The organism is Tsuneonella suprasediminis (assembly GCF_003605755.1).
Lineage (GTDB): Bacteria > Pseudomonadota > Alphaproteobacteria > Sphingomonadales > Sphingomonadaceae > Tsuneonella > Tsuneonella suprasediminis.
On the sequence record NZ_RAHJ01000004.1, the window covers coordinates 65,844 to 91,981 of the forward strand.

The 26,138-nt window shown below is 59.5% G+C and carries 17 protein-coding genes, 1 pseudogene and 1 other annotated feature; of the genes and pseudogenes, 12 read left to right on the plus strand and 6 right to left on the minus strand.

All coding sequences use genetic code 11. The features are described 5' to 3' along the window. Nucleotides 1-11: 11 nt before the first annotated feature. Nucleotides 12-3,404 (minus strand): TonB-dependent receptor, encoded by a 3,393-nt coding sequence (locus D6858_RS01785; protein WP_120106639.1) that lies wholly within the window; start codon nucleotides 3,402-3,404, stop codon nucleotides 12-14. A 194-nt stretch (nucleotides 3,405-3,598) separates the two neighbouring features. On the opposite strand from D6858_RS01785, the gene D6858_RS01790 reads away from it, so the two are divergent. From D6858_RS01790 to D6858_RS01800, 3 genes are read left to right on the plus strand one after another with little or no spacing between them, the layout of a single operon-like run. After that, nucleotides 3,599-4,129: a sigma-70 family RNA polymerase sigma factor gene (locus D6858_RS01790; RefSeq protein ID WP_120106642.1), complete on the plus strand. Its 531-nt coding sequence runs from the start codon at nucleotides 3,599-3,601 to the stop codon at nucleotides 4,127-4,129. After that, complete coding sequence (locus D6858_RS01795) at nucleotides 4,126-5,166, plus strand: FecR family protein (protein ID WP_120106645.1); 1,041 nt, start codon at nucleotides 4,126-4,128, stop codon at nucleotides 5,164-5,166. The genes D6858_RS01790 and D6858_RS01795 overlap by 4 nt, the downstream gene beginning before the upstream one ends. Before the next feature lie 10 nt (nucleotides 5,167-5,176). Then, nucleotides 5,177-6,553 (plus strand): amidohydrolase, encoded by a 1,377-nt coding sequence (locus D6858_RS01800; RefSeq protein WP_120106647.1) that lies wholly within the window; start codon nucleotides 5,177-5,179, stop codon nucleotides 6,551-6,553. A 542-nt stretch (nucleotides 6,554-7,095) separates the two neighbouring features. On the opposite strand, the gene D6858_RS01805 is transcribed toward D6858_RS01800, so the two are convergent. Both D6858_RS01805 and D6858_RS01810 read right to left on the minus strand, forming a co-directional pair. Next, the gene (locus D6858_RS01805; protein ID WP_120106649.1) at nucleotides 7,096-9,579 is read right to left on the minus strand and encodes a S9 family peptidase; all 2,484 of its coding nucleotides are present in this window, start codon (nucleotides 9,577-9,579) and stop codon (nucleotides 7,096-7,098) included. A 112-nt stretch (nucleotides 9,580-9,691) separates the two neighbouring features. Next, nucleotides 9,692-12,532, minus strand: coding sequence for a TonB-dependent receptor (locus D6858_RS01810; protein WP_165859598.1), 2,841 nt, complete (start codon nucleotides 12,530-12,532; stop codon nucleotides 9,692-9,694). Between the two features lie 506 nt (nucleotides 12,533-13,038). Here D6858_RS01810 and D6858_RS01815 point away from each other — a divergent pair. The 5 genes from D6858_RS01815 to D6858_RS01835 all read left to right on the plus strand — a co-directional run bounded on the left by D6858_RS01815 (nucleotide 13,039) and on the right by D6858_RS01835 (nucleotide 18,942). Then, the gene (locus D6858_RS01815; protein ID WP_240623637.1) at nucleotides 13,039-14,448 is read left to right on the plus strand and encodes a serine hydrolase domain-containing protein; all 1,410 of its coding nucleotides are present in this window, start codon (nucleotides 13,039-13,041) and stop codon (nucleotides 14,446-14,448) included. Continuing rightward, nucleotides 14,445-15,755 (plus strand): FAD-dependent oxidoreductase, encoded by a 1,311-nt coding sequence (locus D6858_RS01820; RefSeq protein ID WP_240623638.1) that lies wholly within the window; start codon nucleotides 14,445-14,447, stop codon nucleotides 15,753-15,755. The genes D6858_RS01815 and D6858_RS01820 overlap by 4 nt, the downstream gene beginning before the upstream one ends. Beyond that, on the plus strand, nucleotides 15,756-16,103 hold the full coding sequence (locus D6858_RS01825; protein ID WP_120106655.1) for a RidA family protein: 348 nt from the start codon (nucleotides 15,756-15,758) through the stop codon (nucleotides 16,101-16,103). It begins immediately after the preceding gene. Nucleotides 16,104-16,178: 75 nt separating this feature from the next. Continuing rightward, a complete protein-coding gene (locus D6858_RS01830) occupies nucleotides 16,179-17,417 on the plus strand; it encodes a dicarboxylate/amino acid:cation symporter (protein WP_120106657.1) in 1,239 nt (412 codons plus the stop codon). 97 nt (nucleotides 17,418-17,514) lie between these two features. Further along, on the plus strand, nucleotides 17,515-18,942 hold the full coding sequence (locus D6858_RS01835; protein ID WP_120106659.1) for an amidohydrolase: 1,428 nt from the start codon (nucleotides 17,515-17,517) through the stop codon (nucleotides 18,940-18,942). Nucleotides 18,943-19,003: 61 nt separating this feature from the next. Here D6858_RS01835 and D6858_RS01840 read toward each other — a convergent pair whose 3' ends face one another. After that, the gene (locus D6858_RS01840) at nucleotides 19,004-20,584 is read right to left on the minus strand and encodes an amino acid ABC transporter ATP-binding/permease protein (RefSeq protein WP_225081082.1); all 1,581 of its coding nucleotides are present in this window, start codon (nucleotides 20,582-20,584) and stop codon (nucleotides 19,004-19,006) included. After that, nucleotides 20,581-22,125 (minus strand): ATP-binding cassette domain-containing protein, encoded by a 1,545-nt coding sequence (locus D6858_RS01845; RefSeq protein ID WP_225081081.1) that lies wholly within the window; start codon nucleotides 22,123-22,125, stop codon nucleotides 20,581-20,583. The genes D6858_RS01840 and D6858_RS01845 overlap by 4 nt, the downstream gene beginning before the upstream one ends. Nucleotides 22,126-22,259: 134 nt before the next feature. Here D6858_RS01845 and D6858_RS01850 point away from each other — a divergent pair, with 134 nt between their 5' ends. From D6858_RS01850 to cydX, 3 genes are read left to right on the plus strand one after another with little or no spacing between them, the layout of a single operon-like run. Beyond that, nucleotides 22,260-23,849, plus strand: a complete 1,590-nt coding sequence (locus D6858_RS01850; protein WP_205664850.1) for a cytochrome ubiquinol oxidase subunit I — start codon at nucleotides 22,260-22,262, stop codon at nucleotides 23,847-23,849. Between the two features lie 20 nt (nucleotides 23,850-23,869). After that, complete coding sequence (cydB, locus tag D6858_RS01855) at nucleotides 23,870-25,012, plus strand: cytochrome d ubiquinol oxidase subunit II (protein ID WP_120106667.1); 1,143 nt, start codon at nucleotides 23,870-23,872, stop codon at nucleotides 25,010-25,012. A gap of 23 nt (nucleotides 25,013-25,035) precedes the next feature. Then, complete coding sequence (gene cydX, locus D6858_RS01860) at nucleotides 25,036-25,146, plus strand: cytochrome bd-I oxidase subunit CydX (protein WP_120106669.1); 111 nt, start codon at nucleotides 25,036-25,038, stop codon at nucleotides 25,144-25,146. Nucleotides 25,147-25,360: 214 nt separating this feature from the next. On the opposite strand, the gene D6858_RS01865 is transcribed toward cydX, so the two are convergent. Then, on the minus strand, nucleotides 25,361-25,642 hold the full coding sequence (locus D6858_RS01865) for a hypothetical protein (protein WP_133305217.1): 282 nt from the start codon (nucleotides 25,640-25,642) through the stop codon (nucleotides 25,361-25,363). A 96-nt stretch (nucleotides 25,643-25,738) separates the two neighbouring features. Between D6858_RS01865 and D6858_RS01870 the strand changes: the two are divergent. After that, nucleotides 25,739-26,138 (plus strand): annotated as a pseudogene (locus D6858_RS01870) (transposase); the annotation flags it as partial. After that, nucleotides 26,020-26,136: a sequence feature (AL1L pseudoknot), on the plus strand. It overlaps the preceding pseudogene by 117 nt.

Sequence of the window (26,138 nt, forward strand, 5' to 3'; positions counted from 1 at the left end):
CCTCATCCCCCTCAGAACGCCGTGCGGACGTTCACGTAGAGATAGCGCCCGTAAGGATTGTAGAGCGACGCCATATAACCATCCGAGCTGAGCGGCGGATTGGTATCGAACAGGTTGCGCGCCCCGATGCGGAACGTGAACGGCTGCATCCCGTCGCGCTCCACCGATGCCTGGAAGTAGAGGTTGAACGTCATCGAATCGTCCACCACCCAGGGGTTGCCATCGCCATCGATCAGGCCGGTATCGTCCACCGAACCGGTGTACTGCGTGTAAGCACCGATCTGGAACGCGTCGTAATTCCACGTCACGCTGCCCGATGCCTTCCATTCAGGCTTGCCATTCTGGCGCAGCAGATCGCCGCCACCGCTGATATTGATGCCCGAATTGATCTCACCCGCTTGCTGGGCTGCCATCAGCGCGGCGATATCGGGCGACGGTTCGAGGAAGAACTTACGCAGGTATGCCGCGTTCAGATTGACCGTGAAATCGCCGATGCCCGTGTCGCGTAAGCTCCAGATCAGGCCGAGATCGACCCCCGACGCTTCCTGCGGCAACAAGTTGCGATAGGCATCTTTCACGTACAGGATCTGCCCCACCGGATCGAGCCCGGTTCCGGCAAATGCCGCGATGTCGTCGGTCGTCGGATCGGCGCGCACCACGTCGGGGTTGGAACCGCCCTGTGTCCGCAACAGGTAATCCTGGATCAGCGAGTTGCCATCCCCGAACAGGCCGACGATGCCGCTCTGCCGCACGCTCCAGTAATCGGCGGTCAGCGTGATCCGGCCAAGGCTGGGCGGCAGGAATTCCGGCTGCAGCACGATCCCTGCGCTCCACGACTTCGATTTTTCCGGCCGCAGATCGGGGTTGCCCGACCGCTGCGAGATAACCGCCTGCGTCTGGCTGCAATCGGAAAAGTCTGCGATCCGCCCCGCGCGCAGGTCCGCTTCGCAGCGGACATAGTCGGTGCGGTTGTTCGAACGGGTCACGACAGTGGCGTTGACCTGTTCGAGGTTCGGCGCCTTGAACCCTTCGGCATACGAACCGCGCAGACGCACGCCATCGACCACGTCCCACGCACCGGCGATCTTGGGCTTCGCCACCGAACCGGCATCGCTGTAGTGTTCGAAACGCCCGGCGATCTGCAATTCGATCCGCTTGGCCAGCGGGATATTCATGTCCGGCGAAATCAGCGGGATCGCCAGTTCGGCATAAGCCGACAGCACATCGCGCTTGCCGCTCAGATCGTTCGACGGGCTGGTGCCCACCAGATCGCTGCCATATTCGACGCCGGTGACCGAATCGGTGAACACAGTCGTGCCGTCGAGCCGCGGATCGCGATCGTCGCGCTGGGTTTCGCGGCGGAATTCACCACCGATCGCCACACCCAGCGGGCCGCCGGGCAGCATGAACAGGTTGGCGTTCGACGCCTTGATGTCCCACAGCGCCAGCGTCGATTTGGAGATACGGTCGGCACTGATCCGCATCGCATCGATCGCCGCCTGATTGCTGAGCGTGGTATCCGCCAGGCTGGGATTGGCCAGATTGCCGCCGTTGAACGGGTTGTAGGCATCGGGCGTCGCCAGTGCGAGCTGCTGCTGCACCAGCGTCGCGCTGAGAGCGGTGGAGCTGTCGTGCACCCGCGCTTCGCTATACAGCGCAGCGGATTCGAAGTTGAACCCGCCTAGCTTCCAGCGCAGCCCGCCCAGCAGGCGAAATTCGCTGTTGTCCACTGTCACCAGATTGGGGCCGACATCGGAGAAATCGTAGGTCCGCAGCGTGACCGGCACGCCTTCGTCGGGCACATTGTCGAGGCCGGGCAGACGGTTCGGGTTGGGCGAACCATCGGGCAGCGTGGTCGCGCCGAACGGGTTCCAGTAATTGCTGGCCGGAACGGTGATCGGGATCGAGCTGAGGTTATAGGTCGATGTCTGCCAGCTCTTCGTGCGGGCAAGGTACAGCCCGCCTTCACCGAATATCTCGACATCGGGCGCGACTTCGTAGTTGCCAGTCACGAACAGATTGCCGCGATCGGTTTCGGGCATGATCGTCTGATCGTATGCCGCCAGCCGGTCGTGACGCAGGTTGCGATCGTCGCCGGTGGTCGATGCCGAACCGTCGTCGATGCAGATGCCGTTGCCCAGATTGCTGAGGCAGCCCGGATTGGTGCCCGGCTGAATGTGGAACAGGCCGGAAGACGATGTGATGCGCGTGCCGTTCTGGCGTACGCCCCCGCTCACCCCGACAGCGCCGAAGTTGCCCCACGGGCTGGTGCTGGCACGGTTGTCGAGCGAAGTGGCCCCTTCGAAACGAGTGCCTTCGAACAGCGGGCGCTTATCCGACGAAGCGGTATATTCCTGATCCGATGCGCGCAGCATCGAACGGTGGCTGTAGTCGGCCAGCACAGTGATATTGCCGCGGTCACCCAGCCTGGTGCCGAAAATCCCGTTGGCGCTGAATTCGTGCATCCCGGTGCCTTCGGCCAGCCCGTATTGCGCGCTGAGGCCCAGCCCTTCGTAGTCTTTCTTGAGCACGACGTTGACGACGCCCGCGACGGCATCCGAACCGTAAATCGCCGCTGCGCCATCGCGCAGCACTTCCATCCGCTGAACGCCCGACACGGGGATCGCGTTGGTGTTGTAGGTGAGCACGGGCACGAGCTGATCGTTGGCGCGGCTGGTCGGGTGGGTCACCACACGGCGACCATCGATCAGCAACAGGGTGTTGCCTTCGCCCAGGTTCCGCAGGTTGACCGAGCCGACATCGCCGCGCGCCGCGTTCGAGCTGTTGGGCAGGTACGACGAGTTGAACGACACGTCGCCAAGCTGCGGGATCGAACGGAACAGTTCGTCGCCCGACACCGCGCCGGTGGCGCCGATCTGCTTTTCATCGACCAGAGTCACCGGCAGCGCATCGGCCACTTTCGAACCCTGAATCTGCGAACCGACAACAACGATTGCCGGCGCTTCTTCGGCAGGCTCTGCCGCTGCGGGGGCCGGTTCAGATGCCGGGGCCGCGGCGCTGGTCGCGCCCTGCGCCGCCACCGGCTGAAGCGTCGTGGTATAAGAAGCGGATTTCTGCAGTTGCCCGGCGGGCACGATGCGGATCGCGTCGGGGCCGGTAAAACGATAGGTATAACCACTGCCTGCCAGCGCCATCTGCAGCATCTGGCTGGGGGTATAAGTGCCTCTCACGCGCGGAGCGACCCGGCGTTTGATGCTGCTGTCGGTAAATACCAGCTGCATTCCGGTGGTGCGCGAAATCTGCATCAGCGTCGCGCCGAGCGACTGTGCGGGCAGATCGACAGTAAACTGCTGTTCCGCCGCGACCGCATGCCGCACCTGGGCCTGCGCCGGAACCGCAATCGCCATCGCTGCGACCGACGCCATCAAACCCACATGTTTCATTGTAAAACCCCCTGAATCATTCCCAGTTGCGGACGTGATCCTTATCGCCCTGCACTATGGAAGACGCACGACAGGCAAGAATGCGAACCCCCGAACTGTAAATTTTGAAATTTTTTTGCAACATACGTTCGGGGGGTTCGTATTGCGCCGCTTTTGCGTCATAGCTTAGGAAAGGGGAATAGCGGGCAATCCGTATGCAACGGCAATCGAAAACGATTCCCGATCACGACGATCCGGGCGGCGAAGTGGCGATTCATCTCGCCGCGCTGCGCCGTTTCGTCTCGCGCCGGGTGGCCGATCGCGATCTGGTGGACGATCTGGTGCAGGAATCCTATGCCCGCCTGCTCGCCCGCAGCGGCAGCGACGCGGTGCACCAGCCGCAGGCCTATCTGTTCCGCGTGGCCAGCAACCTGCTGGCCGATCTCCATCGCCGCGAAATGGCCAGTGTGCCGATCCAGCCGATCGATGTCGACGAATTGCCCGTTCGCCCCGAGCAGGAAGATGCCACCGGTCTGGCCGATTTGCAGGGCGCATTCGAAACCGCGCTGGGCGAACTGTCGCCGCGTTGCCGCGACGTGTTCATTATGCGCCGGTTCGACGATCTCGATACCGGCACGGTCGCGCAGCGGCTCGGCATCAGTCACCGCATGGTGCAGAAACATCTGAACCGGGCCGTGACGCACCTCTATATCCGCCTGCGCGGCCAGCCGGGAGAGGCGCCATGAAGCGCAGGCATACCGGCCTGGGCGAACGCGCGCCCGAAGTGTTCGAACGCCTGTTCGACAACCGCTCCAATGCACTGCACCCGGCAGACGCGGAAGAGGCCGCCGATTTCTGGGATCAGCTGGGCCGTTTCGAACGTCCGCCGCTGTCGCATGAAATGGCCGATGCCCCACAGGGCGGCTGGTTCGCGCGCGGCAAGTCGCGCCACTGGTTCGCCGCCGCGGCAGCGGTTGCCGCGTTCCTCACCACGGGCGCAGTGATATACAGCCAGCGCGAAGGCCCCGCGGCCCTGCCCGGCCTGACGCAACTGGCCGCTGCCGTGACCGACCGCGAAGAGCCGGGCCACACCTACACCGCCGGACGCGGGCAGCGCAGCATCATCGCGCTGAGCGACGGTTCGGAAGTCACGCTGGCCCCCGAAAGCACCATCACGGTCCATTATACGGAAAAGCAACGCCTGATCCGCCTGATCGATGGGGAGGCGCTGTTCCGCGTGGCGCATAACAAGGCGCGCCCGTTTATCGTGAAGGCCGCCGGTGGCGAAGTGATGGCAGTGGGCACCGCCTTCGAAGTGCGCCTGCGCGACAAGAGCAAGGCCGCGCAAGTGACTGTGGTCGATGGCGTGATCCGCATTTCAGTGGCCGCCTCGAATAAAGAAACCGGGTCCGAAATCGCCCGACTGGCGCGCAAGGGCGAACAGGTGGAATTCGGATCGCACCCCGATGGCAAATCGGCGCAGGGTTTCATCGGGGCGAGCAGCGAAGTGAACCTCGATCTGTCGGTCGTATGGACCAACGGGATGCTGTTCTTCGACGGCGAACCGCTGGAAGAGGCGATCCGTATCGCCAACCGGTATTCCAGCCAGACCATCGTGCTGAAAGATCAGAGCCTGCGCAATGTCCCGGTTTACGGGCTGATCCGCCAGGGTGACACTGCCGCGCTGTCGGACATTATCGAACACCCGGGCGCATTGCGGGTGGAACGCAGCGACAACGCCCGACTGGACGGCGCATCCGCTGCGCCCTCGGTTTCGAAATAAGGGGAAAGACATGAAATACCTGCCGCAACTGATCGCCGCCGGGATGATCCTGAGCACTTCGACCATCGCGCAGGCCGCTGCGAGCAACACCGATACAGCCGCCAGCACCACCCACGCCGATTCCAATGCCGCGCTGGCGCAAGTGCAGGCGACGTTCGACAAAAACTATCCCGCGCTCGAAGCGATGTACAAGGACATTCACGAGCATCCCGAACTGGCGTTTCAGGAAAAGCGCACCGCAGCCATTCTGGCGAAGAAGATGCGCGCGCTGGGTTTCGACGTGACCGAAAATGTCGGCAAAACCGGCGTCGTCGCGCTCTATCGCAACGGCCCCGGCCCGGTGGTGCTGATCCGCACCGATATGGATGCCCTGCCGATGGAGGAAAAGACCGGCCTGCCTTATGCCAGCAAGGTTCAGCAGGAAGTGGACGGCAATACCTATTTCGTCGACCATTCGTGCGGCCACGATATTCACATGGCATGGTGGGTTGGCACGGCAGAGGCATTGCTGGCGATGAAGGATCGCTGGCACGGCACGCTGATGTTCGTGGCGCAGCCTGCGGAAGAGGTCATCTCCGGCGCGAAAGCGATGCTGGACGACGGGCTGTTCACCCGCTTCCCTAAACCCGACTATGGCTTTGGCGCGCACATCGGTGCCGATACGCTGGGCACCATCTCGGTCAAACAGGGGGTAATCAGCTCCGCCTCCGACCGGATCAGCGTGCGGTTCCACGGTGTCGGGGCCCACGGTTCGATGCCCGACAAATCGATCGATCCGATCATGCAGGCCGGGCATTTCATCACCGGGGTGCAAAGCACGATCAGCCGCCAGAAAGACCCGAAGAAGTTCGGCGTGGTCAGCGTGGGTTCGATCCATGCCGGTTCGGTCGCCAATATCATTCCCGATCATGCCGATCTGCAACTGACGCTGCGCTCGTTCGATCCTGAAACGCGCAAGATCATCAACGACGGTGTCGCCCGCACGGCAAAGGCCGCCGCCGATATGGAACGCGCCCCGGCCCCCGAAGTGACCCACGTTTACGGCACGGGATCGGTCGTCAACGATCCCGACCTGGCGGCACGGGCCGCGACTGTGCTGAAGGGCGCGCTGGGCGACAGCCGGGTTGCGTTCATCCCCGCCAGCGAACCGGGTGGCAGCGCAAGCGAGGATTACTCCGAATTCGTCGCCGCCGGGATGCCGAACTCGGTCTATTTCTGGATCGGCGGCACTCCGCCCGAAACGATCGCGAAGTACAAGAGCGAAGGAAAGCCGGTGCCGGTCAATCACTCGCCCTATTTCGCGCCTTCGCCCAAAGGGTCGATCAAAGCCGGGATCGAAACACTGACTCTGGCCACGCTGATGGTGGCGGGCACCGACGCCCAATAATCCCCGCCCGATCCCGGTGCGATTGCAAAGCGGGGTTTGTAACCTGCGTTGCAGCCGCGCCGGGTCGGTTCCGTGATTGGGCTGGTTGGCCGGGCCGGAATCAGGGGCCGGAATCAGGAACGCCGATTGGTGTCTGATTCGGGCCGGTATTGGGGGCCTGTGGTTGGGGCCGATCGGGACAGCTTGCGGGCTGACTGGTGAGCTGGCGATTTTGCCGGTTTTGCCGGTTTTTGGCGATTTTGGGCGCGCAACCGGACTTACCTGCCCAATAATGGCGCCTGTCGGGGCAGTGCGGCGGCCTGTGTGACAATATGCGATGCAGCCGAGGCTGTTTTGCAGAATAGCTATGCTATTACAGTGTGTTGCGCGTCATATTTTGTGGTGAAGGTGTAGGTGAAACCGGGCCTGAGCGGCGCTGCCGGGTGATGTTCTATGCAGTGCCGGGTACCGGGCTGGGCCGCTGCTATCCGCGCGCTGTCGGGGGCGGATGCGGCATTTCCGGGCGGCATTCCAGCCACCCGGAAACATCTGATATTTATGCCTTATTTGGCGTTCTTCACATATTGGTCGAACCAGTCGAAGCTTTCCGCCAGAACATGCAGGCGGCTTTCCCGCGCGGCATAGGCATGGTCTTCATACGGCAGCATTTCCAGCTTGGCGGTCGCCCCCACGCCCTTCAGCGCATGGAAGAACCGCTGCGACTGAATCGGATAAGTCCCTGTATTGCTGTCTATTTCTCCGTGAAAAAGGAGGATCGGCTCGTTGATATCGGTCACATGCATGAACGGCGACATCGCCTGATAGACCTCCGGCGCCTGCCAATATGTCCGCCGTTCCCGCTGGAACCCGAACGGTGTCAGCGTGCGGTTGTAAGCCCCGCTCAGAGCATAACCGGCGGCGAAAATATCGCTGTGTGCCAAGAGGTTAGCAGTCATGAACGCGCCATAACTGTGCCCGGCGACGCCCACCGTCTTGCGGTCCGTAACCCCTTGATCGACCAGCATATCCACCGCCGCCTGAGCATTGGCGACCAGTTGTTCGACATAAGTATCGTTGGCCTTCAACCCGCCCACAATCGGCATCGCCGCATTCGCCAGCACGGCATACCCTTGTGTCAGGAACAGCATGTAATCGCTTGAAACCCGGTTAGAACGTCCCGAATAGGTATAGGGCGAACCACGCACCTGCCCCGCCCCGCTCTTGCTGGCATACTCCCGCGGATAGGCCCAGACGATGGCGGGAACCTTGTTTCCTTTCTTATAGTTAGGCGGCAGATACAGGGTCCCGCTCAGCGGCACACCATCCGAACGGACATAGTTGACCAACTGCTTGCTCGAATAACGCAAGGCATGTTCGGGCCGCGGCAGATTGGTCAGCGGCTTGCTGTCCTTGGCCGCCAGATCGCGCAGGATATAGTTCGCCGGGTCCAGACTGGTTTCGTATCGTGTAATCAAGCGCTTGGCCTGATCGTCGAGCACCGCGACGACATTCTCGTAGCTCGCACCAGAGGTTGCAAACAACCGCTCTGACTTCTGCGTTTTCAGATTGAACCGGTCCAGAAACGGGTGGTCCCCATCGGGTGAACCGCCCTGCCCTGCGAGATAAATCCAGTCGCCATTCTGCCGCAGCACCGCCCCGCCCTGCGGCCTCGTCACCGGCGAACCGGGGTCGGAATACCAGTCGTCGGCATTGTGCGACCATAGCAACGTCGGTTGGGAAGTGGGCTGCATCGCGTTGGCAAGCCACACTTTTTCTCCGCGCGTGGCCCATGCGAACTGCTTGACCATTGCCTGCTGGCCGTTGTCAGCAAACGCGAACAGATCGGTGCCATCAAGATCGTCCGACGCGCTGACGATACGGTCGGCGGTTCGCATCACTTCGCGTGGTGCGCTGTCGAACGGCGCCTCCAGCACCATCACCCGGTCGCGGTAATCCGCTGAAACAGCGGGATTTCCCTGATCGAGCGGCTCGACATACATCACCGCCGCTGGCGAAGTCGGCCGCCACTGATGCCCCCGCGCCCCCGCCAGCGCCCAGCCCATGCTTTCCGGCCCGGCATTGTTGATCGGCACATCGGCCAGTTGCTTCACAACTTTGCCATCGGCGGACAGGATTTCGACCTGCTTGGGAAACCGGCTGGCAGGCACAAGGTACGAATAAGGCCCGACAATTCGGGTCGAGAGATAGTACTGCCCATCCTCCGACGGCTTCAGGCCTTCGTAAATTCCGGCCTTGGCAAACGGGGTCTTCTTGCCGCTGACAACGTCCACGATCATCGGCTGCGATGTCATGTAATAATCGAACAGCTGCTCGTCATATTTGTCGGTGAGCAGGTTAGTGAACGTCCACACCGGCGCTTTCTTGCCATCGGTCTGCTGCACAGACGGACCGGTCGGCACACCTCTTTCCGGCGCAGGTCCGCGATTTTCCGGGATAAACTGGCACATAATGCGGCGGCTATCTGCCATCCAGTCACACGGCCCGTCAGAGGTGCTGGCGATACTGCTGGCGACGTTGATCGATGGCCCGGACAGCGCCCGCGCCTTGCCGCTGGCGGTATCGGTCACCCACAGTTCGATCCCCTTCGCCGTGGTGTAGAGGAAGGCGAACCGGCTGCTGTCTGGCGCCCACATTGGCGGGCCGAGCTTGGCCTCCGCCAATGCAACCCGCTGTTCTGCGCCGGTTTTCAGGTTGACCAGACGGTATTCGACCCCGCGCCCGGTGTAGGAGGAGCTACGGTCATATGGCTTCGCATCATAAGGGCCATTGGTGGCGGTGTTCACTCGCACCCCAGCGAGCCGCGCCATCGGCACGGCGCGATCGGCAATCGATGGCATTCCCTGCAAGGTAGTGAAAACAGCCCAGTTTCCATCCGGGCTGACACTCGCCGCCGGGGGTGGCGGGATATCGAGGATTGCGGCCACTTCCTGCGACGGTTCGCGATATTCCTCCTGCGCGCTGGCACTGGCAGGGACGAAAACTCCCACGGTCAGTGCGGCATAGGTAATCAGGCCGATAATCCTCATCAAACTATTCCCCCCAAATCAAAATCCTGCGGCTTCGGGATATTCCATATGACAGTAGAACATCGGACGGCGGACGATGCCAAAGCGACCGCCCGCCGTACCGATTGGTGCATCAGAACTTCTTGGTAGCACCAAGATAGAAGAAGCGCCCGACGCTATCGAACAGCGAGCTTCCATAGGCGCCGGTGTAAGTGGACGGTGTCTGCGGCGGATGCTCGTCGAACAGATTATTTACACCAAGCTGAAGGCTGCTGCCGTCGTCGAGTTCGTAGTTGATCGACAGGTCGTGGTAAAACCGTTCGTCGACCGTGACGCCGCCGTAATATTCGGCCGATTTTTCCACATCGAGGCTCGACGGGCCGATATAGCGAACCTTCCAGTTGGCCCGCAGATTGCCCACCGCGTAGCCGAGGTTGAGGTTGGCGCGCCAGGTCGGGTTTTCATATTCCCCGTCCTTGATCAGCAGAGTCGTTTCGTCCGTCGCGTCCACCAGCTCTTCCAGCTTGTCGAGATAGGTGAGCGTTGCTGTGACCGTCAGGCGACCGGGCAGGCTGGACGAAATCTTGTCGAGATATGTGTGATAACTGGCCGCAAAATCGACGCCTCTTGCCGTCAGCGATCCGACATTGACCTGCCGCAGATCGATGGACGAGATCACATAGGGATCACTCAAACCGACGAAGTTTCCGCGTGTCACCAGCGCACAGAACGGATTGTCGAGCGATTCTGAATCGACGCACTTTTCGACAATCGAATTGCCACTGATCGTCTGAATGGCATCGTCGATCTTAATCGACCACCAGTCCGCCGACAGGGTCAGGCCGTCGACAGGATTGGTCACTACACCCGCCGTCCACGAATTCGATGTCTCTTCCTGAAGATCGGGGTTGCCACCCAGACGCGTGGTCAGCGCCAGCGAAGCTGCCGGGTCGACCCAGCCAACCGGAATGCCCAGCGCACGGCAATTTGCCAGACGATTGGGATTCTGGTTGATTTCCGCCGCATCGCACGGGTCCGCCGTAATATTCAGCGCACCGATGGTTTCAGGCGCGAACAGCTCGACGATGGTCGGTGCACGAACGCTGCGCGAACGGGTTACGCGGAAACGCAGATCGTCGATCGGCGCCCACTCGCCACCCAGTTTCCACGCGAGAGTGCTGCCGATGGTGTCATAGTGCGAATAACGCGCCGCACCTTCGACCTGCAGCGATTTGCCGAGGAAGCTGTCTTTCAGAACAGGGACGACGAATTCGGCAAATGCTTCGACCACTTCGGCACTGGCATCGACCGACTCACCACCGTTGTCTGTACGGTAAAGCAAGCCACGCGCGCCCAGCGGATCGTCCAGAGTGGAGAGCGAATCCCGGCGATATTCTGCCCCGATGGCCACACCCAGCGGCCCCGCAGGCAGATCGATCAGGCTACCAGTCGCCTGAATACCGGCAAGGAACTGCTCGTTGGTGACTTCACGCATGAAAGTCGCTTCGAAATAGGCTTTGTCCTCGTCGGACACCATGCCGTCAAACACACTGATCGGACGACAACCGGCAGCCTGAGCGGCTTCGCTGCGGCACACCATTTCGCCGGTATCGGGATCGATGACCGCATCGACCGCTTCGTAGAAACGGCTTTCGATACGGCTGTTTCCACGCTTGTAGCGCTGATCGCGGCGACCGTATTGTGCGAACGCTTCCCAGTCGAAATTGGCCACTTTGCCCCGCAAGCCGCCCGTAACGGTGTAGATATAGCGCGAGTTGCCGTGCTCACGATTGCCGAAGATATATTCCCCTTCGTAACCGACCTTGAGCGTGGAAAGCCCGTTGGCATCCATCAGCGCAGTGACTTCATCAGGCAGAGTCGGGTTATCGCGCTGCAGAGTCAGGCTGGAATCGAAGAACCCCTGTCCGTTGGTCTCGCTGTTGGCGAAGGAGAATTCGAAATCGGTGAACGCAGTGATATTGTCGCTCAGCTCGTATTCCAGCCCCGCAATGGCAGAAAAGCTTTCCCGCGGATTCCGCAGATTACGTTCGCGATTGTCGTATCCGTAGTCGCCGCCCGAACAGTATGAGCCGTAGCAATCGACACCGGATTGCGTGGCCAGACCATTATCATAATAATACCGCTGGCCACCAATGACGAAGCTGGGTTCATACGAACTCGTAATGGTGCGCGGGTTGGTGATGACGATTCGATCGGGGATGCCGTCGTCTGGACCGGTGTTGTCGGGATTGTTCACAAACCGCAGCGCACCTTCACCATAGGTGTAGCTGCGGTCGGTATATTTCAGCGTCTCACTCTTGCTGTAGTTCAGGCCAAAGCGGGCAGAACCACGGCCATCGGCAAATTGTCCGCCGCCTGACGTCGAAATCCGGTAGGTCGCACCGTCACCGCGGTCAGACAGACCGACACGGCCCGACACTTCGAACCCTTCGATATCGTCCTTCAGGATGATGTTCACCACACCCGAAACAGCATCGGCACCATAGACAGCTGAGGCGCCGCCGGTGATGACTTCGACGCTCTTGATCATCGATGTCGGAATGGCAGAGACGTCGACCTGCGACCCATCGCGTGAACCGGACACCCGGCGGCGCCCATCGACGAGCACCAGAGTCCGGTTTTCGCCCAGACCGCGCAAGTTGATGAAGCTGGCGCCAATATCACGCTGGAACGTATCGTTGCTCGATCCCAAACCCACGGCAATCTGCGGGCTCTGCATCAGCACATCGCTGATATCGTTCAGGCCGGTGTTGGCGATCTGTTCGGCATTGATGATCGTCGTCGGCGTGGGATTATCGAACCCCGAACGTGCGACGCGAGAGCCCGTCACGACGATAGCACCCTGATTATCGGTGCTGTCCTGTGCCTGCTCAGATGAATTCGAGGGGGCGCTATCCTGCGCGTACGCCAGCGAAGGCATCAGGCACATCATCAGCGCTGTGCTTCCGCACAAAATTTGCTTCCTTCGACGCATTGCGCCAGCGACCGAAGCCTGCCCCATATTACTACCCGTCATAATTTTCCCCGCTTATTTCGATCCAAAGACGTAACAATCTTGCAATGATCGCAGGGCATGCGAAGCAGCAACATTTGGCAAAGCCATAGCCTATCGTTATAGAATCGCAAGGTGAGCTGAGGCTTTCCCAGAGCGATATTTTTCGCCCGGCCTGAAAATTATAGATAATGCGAATACTCCGGCAAGATTTTGTTGCGCTGCACAAATCGAGAATTTTCGTTGATTTTAGCCCCCTCACAATCAGGCACCGCTCTACTTGGCCAAGACTATAAGTCATTCTTGCCGTTTTCAGGTCAGTGTCATCATCTCAACCCAAATCATCGCATGCATAGTCAATGGTTATGGATATGCCAAAAACTCGACCTTGTGTTGCGGGTCTGGCAGCTTCACCCTTCGTTTTCCCATGCTGCATCGCAGCGTGACAGGCCAAACAAGGAACTGACTTGTCTGTCTTCGTTCAAAAACAGTCGATCCATGCCTGCGCTATTCTTGCAGGCCTGATGCTTTCACTGTCGCCCGTCTCGAATAGCTTTGCCGCCAGTTCATCGGCGACAGAAACAGATCAGGCGATCCGTGCAATCATCTCTGACAAGCAGCACGAAATTGCGCCGGGATGTATTGTCGGGTCTTTCAAAGACGGCTCCGCGCAAAAGGTGATTGCTCAGGGTTACGCCGATATTGAAAGCCAACGGCCAATCGATGGCGACACTCAGTTTTACGCGGCATCGATATCCAAGCAATTTACAGCATTGGCGGCGGCGACTTTGATCGCACAAGGCAAATTGGCGCTGGATGATGATGTGCGCCGCTATCTGCCGGAATTGCCCGCCTATCGCGCATCGGTGACTGTGGGGATGCTGATGCATCACACATCGGGCATTCGCGATTCACTCGGGCTGCTGCGCCTGGCTGGCATGAACGACGTCGGACGGGCTTCGAAAGAGCAGGCCCTGCACTTGCTGTTTCAACAACAAGATACCGATTTCGTGCCCGGCACTGCCTATCGATATTCGAATGGCGGCTATCTGCTGCTTGCCGAAATTGTTGAGCGCGTTTCGGGCCAACCGTTCGCTGATTATGCCAAGCTTGCGATATTTAAACCGATCGGCATGAAAAGCGCCTATTTCATCGATAATAACCTTCGTCCCGACACTTTCGCTCACGGCTATCTTCCTTCCGGAGAAGGTTTCGCAGTGCGTGATACCTTCCCGCGGTTCAGCGGATCGGGCGGCCTGATGCTGTCGATGAAAGATCTGGCCCGATACGAATACGATATCGATCGCGGCCATAAGGTGTGGACCCCGCGAATCGCCAAAATCATGCTGACACCCGGTCGCTATGCCGACGGCAGCCTGACCGATGATGGAAACGGGCTAAGTTACGGTGGCGGCCTCCACCTTGGCGAAAAGGGAGGCCAATACGTCGTGACACACACAGGATCGGCAGAGGCGCTGAAACACGCATATACGCGCCTGCCGGACCAGCATCTGGCATTTGCGATCCTGTGCAACCGCGGCGACTGGACAGCCAGCGCGAAATTGCGCGATGTCATAACGGCCAGCGGCGTCCGTTATCCCGGTTTCCCGGCCACTATGCCTACTGGCGCATTCTATTCGGAACAGCTCGAATCCTACTATCGCCTTGTTCCCGAAGGGGATGGTTTACGAGTAGAAATATCGTCCGACCTGACTGCAAGGCCGACTGTCCGGCACTTCACACCGCAGGACGATGGCCGTTACCATGATGGTTCAATGTCGATCACACCCACGGATGATCCCGCGCGGATCCTTGTCGGTCGGGGAGGCATAGAAGGAATTATCCTTATCCGCCGCGATAAAGATGTCACCGAATGAAAAGGGGTATGCTGGGCGAAGCGATGCAGGGTGAAAGAGATTCGCCCTTCCCTTCGACATCGGACAAAGGTCTGGACGTACTCGTGCTCGGCGCAGGGGTTGTCGGTATTACTACGGCCTATTCCCTCGCGCGGCGGGGCTTTTCAGTGACCATCGTCGATCACGAAACCGGGCCGGCACAAGGCGCCTCGTTCGCGAACGGAGCGCAGCTTAGCTATGCCTATACAGACGCACTGGCTCAGCCGTCACTTCTTCGCAAAATGCCTTTTCTTTTCGCCGGATTCGATCCGGCATTTCGTGTCCGCCTGTCCCCCGATCCGGAGTTCTTCCGTTGGGGACTGGCGTTTCTGAAAAACTGCACGCAGGCTCAGTTTGACAGCAATACGCTGGCCACGCTCCGTCTCGGCCTCGAATCGCATGCTGCGATGGCCAATTTGCGCGAACGGCATCCGTTCGATTTCGCCCATACGACACCGGGCAAGATGCATATCTTCAGAGATGAGGGCAGTCTGGACCATGCACGCACCGTTACCCGGATCAAACGCACGGCCGGGGTCGAACAGGACATACTCTCTCCGGCACAAGCCATGGCCATCGAACCGGCCCTGCACGACGCCGGACCGATCGCTGGAGCACTTTGGACCCCTGATGACGAAGTCGGTGATCCCTATCGCTTCTGCAAAGGTCTGCTGACTGTCCTTGTCAAACGATATGGCGTGAAAACCGTGTTTCGCTTCTCCGCGAAAGGCATCAGGAAACAGCGCGACGAAATCATCGTGTTCGATGGCGAAGACAACGAACTGTCCGCCAGCAATGTTGTCGTGTGTCTTGGCGCACAAGCCCCACGGTTTCTCGCCCCTCTGGGAATTCGTGCTCCAATCATGGCCATGAAAGGATACAGCTTCACCGCTCCGCCCGGCAAATATGCACCGACCGTCAGTATTACCGATTCCGCCCGCAAGATCGTGTACTGTCGTTTGGGCAATACCATACGGGTTGCCGGTCTGGCAGAGTTGAACAACCGCGATCCGGCCCCCGATCCGGCACGACTGCGCCACTTGATCGATCAGGCCAGGGCAGCAATGCCATATGCCGTCGATTATACGGCGATTGGCTCCGGGTGGGCCGGTCTGCGCCCAATGACCCCCAACTCTCAGCCAATAATCGCACAGGCCGGGCAACGAATCTTCCTGAATGTGGGACATGGTATGCTCGGATGGACCCTTGCTGCCGGTTCCGCCGAAAGGGTTTCTGCGCTGGTGGAGCAATCGGTCGGGCAACCGGCCCAAATCAGAAAGACATCTTGAATGACTCATCCTTCGCCGCCTCCGCTCAGCCGTTTCCGCCGCGCCGGGGATCTGGTTTTCACGTCGGGCCAGCTACCGCGTGGCAGCGACGGTGCGATTGTAGAGGGTGGGATCGAAGCGCAGACCCGGCAAGCACTCGCCAATCTCGAAGCCGTGCTGGCGGAAGCTGGCCTACGGCTCGACCACGTGGTTAAAGTGACCGCATGGCTGACGGATGCAAAGCTGATGCCCGCATTCAACGAAGTATACCGCGAGTTCTTTGCGGAGCCTTTCCCCTGCCGATCCACGGTTATCTGTGGGCTGGTGGCCGGCGATGTGGAAATCGAAGCGATTGCCTGCGTAAGATAGCCCTTCGCGACAATTGGGCTGTCCCATACATTACCCCGCCCGAAATCGATAAAAGTCACGGGAGAAAAATACGATATGCTACGCATCTGGTTCGGATCGCCCCTCTGGAAAAGAGTTCTGCTGGCAATGGTCTGCGGCATCATCGCAGGCGTTGTCCTGGGCGAAGATGCCGAAGCGGTGCGATGGATCGGCGATCTGTTCATTCGTGCGATCAAGATGCTGGTTATCCCGTTGATCTTCTTCTCACTGGTATCGGGGATGACCGCTGTCGGCGATTTGCGCCGGTTAGGCAGCGTCGGCGGGAAGGCGCTCCTGCTGTTTATGTCCACGGCGTTTATATCCGTGACGTTAGGGATGACGCTGGCGACCTTAGTGCAACCGGGCGTCGGCCTTTCGATCGACTTGCCGGTCGGCACCGCCGTTCCCCCGGCACCCGATCAGTCGCTGATCGGAATGGTAATCTCGCTGGTTCCTGAAAATCCGGTTATGGCGATGGCGGAAGGGGCGGTTTTGCCAGTCATCGTTTTCGCCGTGCTGTTCGGCATCGCCATTCTCGCATCGGGCGAGGAAGGAACTCCGATTGCTCAGGCAATGAATGCCGGGTCGATCGTCATGCAGAACATGACGATTTTTGTGATGGAGCTGGCCCCATTCGGCGTCTTCGCGCTCATCGCATGGGTTACCGGTACTTTTGGGTTCGAAGCGCTCATCCCGCTCAGCAAACTTGTCGCTCTCAATTATGTCGGTTGCGCCATCATTTTGGCGATTGTCTATCCGCTGATCCTGCGCCTGATCGCGCGGCTGCCGGTGATCGATTTCTATCGTGGTATCATCGATGCACAGGCAGTGGCGTTCTCCACTGCATCGTCGAATGCGGCATTGCCCGTGACTTTGCGCTGCGTCGAACGGAACCTCGGCGTTTCGCACTCGGTTGCCAGTTTCACTGTGGCCCTCGGCGCAACGATCAACATGAACGGCACCGCGATGTATCTGGGCGTAATCGCGCTGTTCGGCGCACAGGTTTACGGCATTGAACTGAGCTGGCTTTCCTATGTCATGATCATTCTGACGTCCACGCTCGGCGCGATCGGTGCGGCCGGTGTACCGGGATCGGGCCTGATTATCATGAGCCTGGTGCTTTCTTCGATTGGCGTACCGCTGGAAACCATCGCATTTGTCGCAGGGATCAATCACATCCTCGACATGGCGCGCACGATGACGAACGTTTCCGGCGATGCCGCCGTCGCTGTCGCCGTCGGCCGGATGTCGGGCGAGATCGATGTCGAGGAATACGTGTCGGCCGACGACGTCTGAGACACACCACTCTCTCCGATTGGGCAGACCCTGCCCGCTTCCCTCGAACGGCAGATAACTTGATCAATTCAGCCGCAGCTATCTGGAGAAGAAAACGATGAAATCGCTTATGCCACTGGCCGCGCTGGCCCTTTGCCTCCAACCCGCCCCCGCCTTCGCGCGCGAAGCATATGACGCAGGCGCGGCAGTCGATGCCGAACTGGGCCGCACATCGCGGGTTGCCCGCCAGATCTGGGAAAACGCCGAACTGGGCTATCTGGAAGAAAAGTCATCCAGTTTTCTGCAAAATGAGATCAAGGCAGAGGGTTTTTCGATTAAATCCGGGGTCGCCGGAATTCCCACCGCTTTCATCGCCGAGTGGGGCACCGGTGGGCCCGTGATCGGTGTGCTGGCGGAATTCGATGCGCTGCCCGGCATTACCCAGTCGGATAAAGCGACCCGCGATCCTATCGATACGAAACATGCCGGCCATGCCTGTGGACACAATCTGTTCGGCGCCGGTTCGCTGACCGCCGCGATCGTTCTGAAGCGTTGGCTGGAAGCGACCGGAACCCCCGGCCGCATTCGGCTGTATGGCACACCGGCTGAAGAGGGCGGATCAGGCAAAGTCTACATGACCCGCGCTGGTCTGTTCGACGACGCCGACTTTGTGCTCGACTGGCATCCGAGCGACAGCAACGCGGCCCCTTCGCTCAGTACGCTGGCCAACCGTTCCGCCAAATTCCGGTTTCACGGCATTTCCTCCCATGCATCCGCCGCACCCGAGAAGGGCCGCTCTGCGCTCGACGGAGTGGAGGCGATGAACATGATGGTCAACATGATGCGCGAGCACACCAGCATGGATACGCGCATCCACTACGTCATCACGGAAGGCGGATCGGCCCCGAACGTCGTCCCCGATTTCGCGGAAGTATTCTATTACGTCCGTCATTCGGACCCGGATGAGGTACGGGCACTGTGGCCCCGCCTCGAAGCGGCGGCCAAAGGTGCCGCGATGGGCACAGGAACCAAAGTTGACTGGGAAGTGATTCACGGGAACAATCCAACCCGCCCTGTCCCTTCACTCCAACAAAAGATGAGCGCAATCCTTCAGGGGATGGGTGGCATCACCTATAACGCGCAGGAGAAAGCATGGGCGGAAACGCTCCGGGCCAGTCTGGGAGAGAAGGCCCCTCCTTTTGCAAAAGCAGGACAGGTAGAGCCATACCGGGTAAAAACCAGCTATGGTTCAACTGACGTTGGCGATGTTTCCAGCGCCGTACCCACTGTCAGCGTCCGCACGGCCACTTGGGTTCCCGGAACCGCCGCGCATAGCTGGCAGGCAGTCGCGGCAAGTGGCATGTCAATCGGCTTCAAAGGAGCCAACCATGCCGCCAAGGCGATGGCGCTGATGGGAGTTGAACTTTATTCGAATCCTGAATTGCGCGCGCAAGCCAAGGCCGAATTCAAGCAAGCTCTGGGTCCGAACTACAAATATCAGTCGCTGCTAGGGGACCGTGAGCCACCTCTGGATTATCGCAAGTAACAGCAGCAACTGCGGCGGCGCGATCACCTGTGTACGATTGCGTCGCCGCATCCGCCTGCCATCACAGCGACAGTTCCCGCCCGGCCATCGTCAGCGGGAAAGGACGGTGGGACACAAGGATCAAGCCGGTCCCCGTCTGATCCAGCCATCTGGCCAGATTGGTGACCACTTTGATTTCGGTTTCCGAATCCAGCCCTTCGGTCGGTTCATCGAGCAGGAGCCAGGGACGACCGGCAAGCAGTGCCCGCGCCAGCGCCAGACGTTTGCGCTCCCCACCCGATAGTATCCCCCCATCAGGTTCCAGCCAGGTGTTCAAACCCTGAGGCGCGGCGGCAATCCGTTCGTCGAGGCAGGCAACCGCGAGCGCCTTGAACATCGCAGATTCGTCCAACGCAGGTGCTGCAATTCGCAGATTGTCCGCAATGCTGCCCATCAACAGCATCGGATCCTGCGGCATCAGCGCGAACTGACGGCGCAGATGATCCGCGTCAACGCTTTCAACCGGCACCCCGTTGAGCGTCAAAAGTCGGTCAGGTGATCGCAGTCCGGCCAGCGCTTCCAGCAAACGCGTCTTGCCCGAACCCGATATGCCGGTGATTGCGACCCGCTCTCCCGGCTCGATCGCTCGATCACCGACCCCTATCGGCTCTGCCACTGGCGAGCCGGATGCGAATACGTGCACTGTGTCAGAAGCCTGAGACAACGTCGCCAAACGCTCAAGCGACTTTTCGATCCCCGATTTTCGCATAGCGTTGCGCGAAAAACCCGCCACCGCCTCTGTACCCGCAGCGCTGGCGAGCAAGGCAGCAGCAAGGAGCGGTACCGCCCCATCTGCAAGTAGTAACACCCCAGCCACAACGACCGCAGTATATAAGACAAGCGCGGCCGCCGTGATCGCTTCCCCTCTCAACAGTCTTGCCTTGGCCGCTTCGTATCCGTGGAAGGTTGGCTCCAGTTGTTTCATGACAAGTGGAGTGAAACCGTAAGCTGCTATTTCCGATCGCGCGGCGACGAAATCGGTAAAGGTGGCTCGCATCGCGATCAGCCGGTCCGCGACATCAGCCGATGGCTTTGCGGTAAAGCGCTCCGCCATTTTTCGGATAGCCATTGGGAGGAACAACAGCGCCACGGCCTGAAACAACGCAGCCCCCCACCCCGCCAGCGCAACGAGCGCAACCGACACCACACCACCCGCGATACCTGCGACAACAGCAGGCCTTCGTATGACAATATCTTCAAGCGCCGCGATATCGTCCAGCAGAATGGCGGTCGCCGCCCGTGGGTCTCGCGCATCTTTACGGGTATCGATGGCAGCGCGCCGCGAAAACAGCCGCGTCCGCAGATCGGCCATACCTTCCAACGCAGCCTGATGGCCCAGCAATCGTTCGCCATAACGTCCGACCGTGCGAAGAATAGCCAGCAACCGGATCGCAGCGGACGGTATCAGGTAGTTGAAGGCCTGAACCGCAGCGACACCCGCCAATCCCGCCAATCCTGCCGCCGTCAGAAACCAGCCTGACAGTCCGAGAAGCGCTACCGCAGATAGGCTCGCGAGCAAACCACAAGCTCCGGCGACTCGCAGCCTGCGACGCCCGGCTCCAGTCGCGGCGAGCAATTCGTCCAGCATCTCACGTTCAGTCACAGCCGCACCACATTATCGCCAAGGGACATCAGGCGCGGATCGTGCGTTGCGATTACCAATGCGCGGGTCGTGGCCAGTTGCGCCAGCAGAGCAACGATTTCCTCCGCAGCCACGCGGTCGAGATCGGCAGTCGGTTCATCGAACAGGATCAGGGGCCGCTCTGACACGACTGCACGCGCGATCCCGATCCGCCGCCGCTCTCCCCCGGAAAGTCCCGCGCCGCTGGCATCCAGCGCCAGATCGATCCCTCTGCGGGCAATGACTGCGCCCAACCCGACACGATCCGCCACCTGACGGACCGTGTCGGCCGAAGCATCAGGCCGGGCAATCGCAATATTCTCCGCAAGAGTGCCGGGCAGAATGAGCGGCCGCTGGGCGGCCCATGCGATAGTCCTGGGATCGGGCGGCAGACCACTTCCCTGTACAGTGACCTGTCCTGCCGATGGCGCGATCTGTCCCGCGATTGTTGCAAGAATGGTCGATTTGCCGCTGCCAGTCGGCCCGGACAGCACGAGAATCCCACTTTGACCCAAACCGAAATCAACCGGACCGATAACGCGTTCCCCAAAGCGGACCTCCAGCCCACGCACGTCGATCCCGGCAAAAGGAGCGGTCGCAACATCAGGTAAGTCAGCCTCCGCCAGCAACGGTTCGATAACGCGATCCGCCGCCTCACCCAGTTGCTTCTCATGATAAGCTGCGGCCAGACGCCGCATCGGCAAATAGAACTCAGGCGCCAGCGCAAGGGCGAAAAATGCCTCGCCTAAAGTCAGGTGTTCGGGATCCGGAAATGGTAGCAGACCGAGCAGGCTGAACCCGCAATATACCGCGACAAGCGCCACCGCGAGCGCCGCGAAAAACTCCAGAGCTGCGCTCGATAAAAAGGCCTTCCGCAACACCGCAACGGTGCGATCCGAAAGGCTGTGCGAGGAGATGCCGATTTGCCGGGTAATGCGCTCTTCCGCGCCAAAATGGCGGATGATCGGCAAATGTCGCAAGCGATCTTCCAGCAATCCCGAAAGGGTATTCAATGCGGCCAGCTGCGCGTCCGACTCCCGCGCCGCAGCACTGCCGGTAACGATCATAGTCAGCACAAAAAAAACGAACGTGAACAACAGGATCGCTGCTGCAACCAGCGACGCACATGCAGTCAGGCCAAGCACCAGCACCGGCCCGGCAACGGCAGCGATACGAACCGGATCGAATCGTATTGCCCGCATCCGCAAAGCCTCAACGTGATCGATCGCCACGCTTGCCGCACTGCCCGGTGCCAACGGCATGACCACACGGCCTGCAAGCAGGTGCGGCAACAACCTTTCACGGAGATCGGCAACTACGAAAGATGCTCTGCCAGTGGCAGTGATATCGGACGTACCCAGCGCCATCGCGCGAAACAGCCCACTGGCAACCAGAAGCAATGCCGCCCAGAGCACCCACATCACAGTCTCGCCGCCCCGCGCAATTGCTGATACAGCTAGAGCCAGTGCGAGAGCGAACACGGCCGCCCCCACCGTGTCAAACAGCAGGAATAGGTGAGCCAAAAACCTCTTCATTTACATAACTTCAATAATTGTTGCGTTTATCGGCACATCAGTTCCTTGACTGGCTGCTTATGAGAGCGTAGCTGGCGGCAGGAAATTTTCTCGAACCTTAGTGTCGAAGCAGGAGAAATCCAGTGGAAATGGCAGTCGTTGAACTCTCCAGACTCCAGTTCGCATTGACTGCGATGTACCATTTCCTCTTTGTCCCGCTCACTCTCGGCCTTTCCTTTATTCTTGTAATTATGGAAAGTGTATATGTGATGACTAATCGCCCTGTGTGGCGAGACATCACACGGTTCTGGAGCAAGTTGTTTGGCATCAACTTCGTACTCGGCGTGGCAACAGGCCTCACCATGGAGTTCGAGTTCGGAACCAACTGGTCTTATTACAGCCACTATGTCGGAGATATCTTCGGTGCACCACTGGCCATCGAAGGCCTGATGGCATTCTTCCTCGAAGCAACGTTCGTGGGACTGATGTTTTTCGGCTGGGATCGCCTGACGAAGCGGCAGCACCTGTTCACAACTTTCATGGTTGCCCTCGGTTCAAACCTTTCGGCTCTATGGATTCTCATTGCCAATGGCTGGATGCAGCACCCGACAGGGGCAGAATTCAATCCGCAGACAATGCGGATGGAAGTGACCGACTTCATGGCGGTTCTTTTCAACCCGGTAGCACAAGCCAAATTCGTTCACACGGTCAGCGCAGGCTACGTCACTGCATCAGTATTCGTACTTGGTGTCAGCGCCTGGTACCTCCTCCGCAATCGCCATGTCGGACTCGCCAAGCGAAGCTTCGCTGTTGCTGCAGCCTTTGGTTTGGCATCGTCACTGTCTGCTGTCGTGCTTGGCGACGAGAGCGGTTATGCGCTGACGGAAAACCAGCAGATGAAACTCGCTTCGATCGAAGGCGCTTGGGAAACAGAGCCAAGCCCGGCTGGGCTGGCAATATTCGGCATTCCGTCCAACGAAGGGCGCAAAACAGAATATGAAGTGAAAGTCCCCTATGTGCTGGGCCTGATTGCAACCCGCAGCCTTCATGGGGAAGTGATGGGAATCACGCCGCTGGTCGAAAGGGCAGATCATCGTATCCGCAATGGCTTGCCAGCCTATCGCGCACTCGAAATCCTGAAGAAGAACCCGGACGATCTCGCCGCACGCGAAATGTTCGAAAAGCACAAATACGATCTCGGATACACGTTGCTGCTCAAGCGATTCGTCGAAAATCCGCTTCAGGCGACTGACGCAGACATTTCGAAGGCAGCGTGGAGCACGGTGCCCAATGTTCCTGTGCTCTTCTGGCTGTTCCGTATTATGGCCGGGTTGGGATTTGCCTTCATCGCATTCTTTGCATTCGCAACCTGGATTTCCACTGCCCGCCGGTTCGATAAGACATGGTTCCTGCGCTTGGCAGTATTCGCCATCCCACTACCGTGGCTGGCAGCGGAAGTTGGCTGGGTCGTGGCCGAATATGGACGCCAGCCCTGGGCCATCGAAGGGGTGCTGCCGACCTTCCTGGGCGCTTCGAGCCTGACGGTATCGCAACTTTGGACTACGATCATTGGCTTCACGCTCCTCTATGGCATGCTGGCCGTTATCGAAATCCGCCTTATGATCGGCACGATACGGAAAGGTCCGGAGCCCTACACGCCATGGCGCGCACGAGGCGACGCCCCATCCGATCCGGAAACACCTGCCGCCATCACCTCCGTTCCCGCCGAATAAAACCGCCGAGGAGACTTGTCATGCCACTCGACTACGAAACGCTGCGTGTCATTTGGTGGGCCCTGATGGGCATTCTGCTAATCGGATTTGCGCTAACCGACGGGTTCGATCTCGGCGTGGGCGCCCTTCTGCCCTTTGTTGCCCGTAACGATGTCGAGCGACGTCAGGTCATCAATACCATCGGGGCAACCTGGGAAGGAAATCAGGTCTGGTTTATTCTCGGCGGCGGGGCAATCTTCGCAGCCTGGCCGTTCGTGTATGCCATCAGCTTTTCCGGCTTCTATCTCGCCATGTTCCTCGTTCTGGCGGCGCTGATCCTGCGGCCAGTGGCCTTCAAGTATCGCTCGAAAAAACCCGACGCCGCCTGGCGTACGCGCTGGGACTGGGCCCTGTTTATCGGCGGCTTCGTCCCCGCACTGGTTTTCGGAGTGGCCGTGGGCAACGTCTTGACCGGAGCACCATTCCGCCTCGATGACAATCTGCGCGCGTTTTACGAAGGCACTCTGCTCGGCCTGTTTTCACCCTTTGCTCTTCTTGCCGGCCTCGTCTCAGTTGCGATGATCGTGCTGCACGGTTCAGGCTGGCTGGCAATCAAGCTGACCCACGGGCCGGTGCGTGATCGCGCCATCCGCTTTGGGACATTTGCCGCTATTGCCGCTCTGGTCTTTTATGCGCTTGGGGGAGTATGGCTCGCGATGGGCAATCTGGGCTTCGCAACTATCGGAGAAATCGATCCGAACGGACCGTCCAATCCGCTGATGGCAGAAGCCGCCGCTCAGGCCGGTGCATGGCTGTCAAATTACTCTGCCTACCCAATGCTCGCGATCTTGCCGGCCCTCGGCCTGCTCGGCCCTGTGATCGCTCTGGTCGGGATCCGTAGTGGCAAGGACGCACTCGTATTTGCCGGTTCATCTGCAGCCAATCTTGGGATTATCGGGTCGGTAGGTGCATCGATGTTCCCCTTCATCCTGCCAAGTTCAATTGATCCGCAATCGAGCCTGACTGTCTGGAACGCGTCCTCCAGCCATCTGACGCTATTTGTCATGCTGCTGGTTACTGCCGTGTTCCTACCGCTGGTGCTGCTTTACACGGCATGGGCTTACAAGGTGATGTTTGGCCGCGTGAGTGAAGACGAAGTCAAACAGAATCCAGACTTTTACTGATCGGTCTGCGGAAGGAATTTAAGATGTGGTACTTCGCATGGGTTCTTGGCCTTGGGCTTGCAGTGAGTCTAGCTGTGCTCAACGGAATTTGGCACGAATTCCATAGCCTGCCTGACGAAGACGGTTTGGACTGAAACGACAGCGACGCATTGGCATCAGAGGACTGATTGCCAAAGCCACACAATGTCGACGCTTCACGTTCCGTGGCTCGGCAGAAGCATTACAAGCATCGCTGCAACGCAGCCTGCCGTCGCATATCTGCGGCCTCAGCGTCTATGAGGGCTATTCTGCTGAGGGATTCGGCAGGAAGTGCGGTATTAGGTAGCAAGCGCCACCTAACCGAGAAAACTAGGCGATGAAGCCCGCGACAAGGCTCAACGCGCCAAGGCCGAGACCAAGAAGCCCCAGCCACCAGCGATTGTCGTCCCAGTATTTCGACGCCCGTTCCGAGAATGAGGAAGGTAGCGTGACTGGTGCGACGGCATCGCGAGCCTGTTCATCCGGTAAGGCTGATTTAAGAGCTTCTGCTTGCGCCATGATCTCCCGATCCGAGGTTCCGTCCCAGTGCCCCGCATCGTTCTCTGGAGGGAAGCTGATGCCATCTCCACGAAGAACGCGATCCTTCTTCACGACGTGCCGCCTAATCGAACGCACAAACGAGATTAGCTGACCCTGAACCGCCCCGGGATTGTCGGAGGCCCTAACTCCTGAGAGGAAGGGTCTACGATGAGCAAGACGACGAACAAGTTTGCACCGGAAGTTCGCGAGCGGGCAGTCCGCCTGGTTCTGGACCAAGAGAGCGAGCATCCATCCCGGTGGGCAGCGATCACATCCATAGCGGCGATGATTGGCTGTTCAGGGCACACGTTGCTGGAGTGGGTGAAGAAAGCCGAGGTGAACAGCGGCAAGCGTGCCGGCGTACCGGTGGAGGTTGCAGACAAGCTGAAGGCGCTGGAACGCGAGAACCGCGAGCTGCGCCAGGCCAACGAGATCCTGCGCAAGGCCTCTGCATATTTTGCCCAGGCGGAGCTCGACCGCCCGTTCAAGCGATGACCAGCTTCATTGATGAGCATCGGGGTGAGTATGGGGTCGAGCCGATCTGCCGGGTTCTGCCGATCGCCCCATC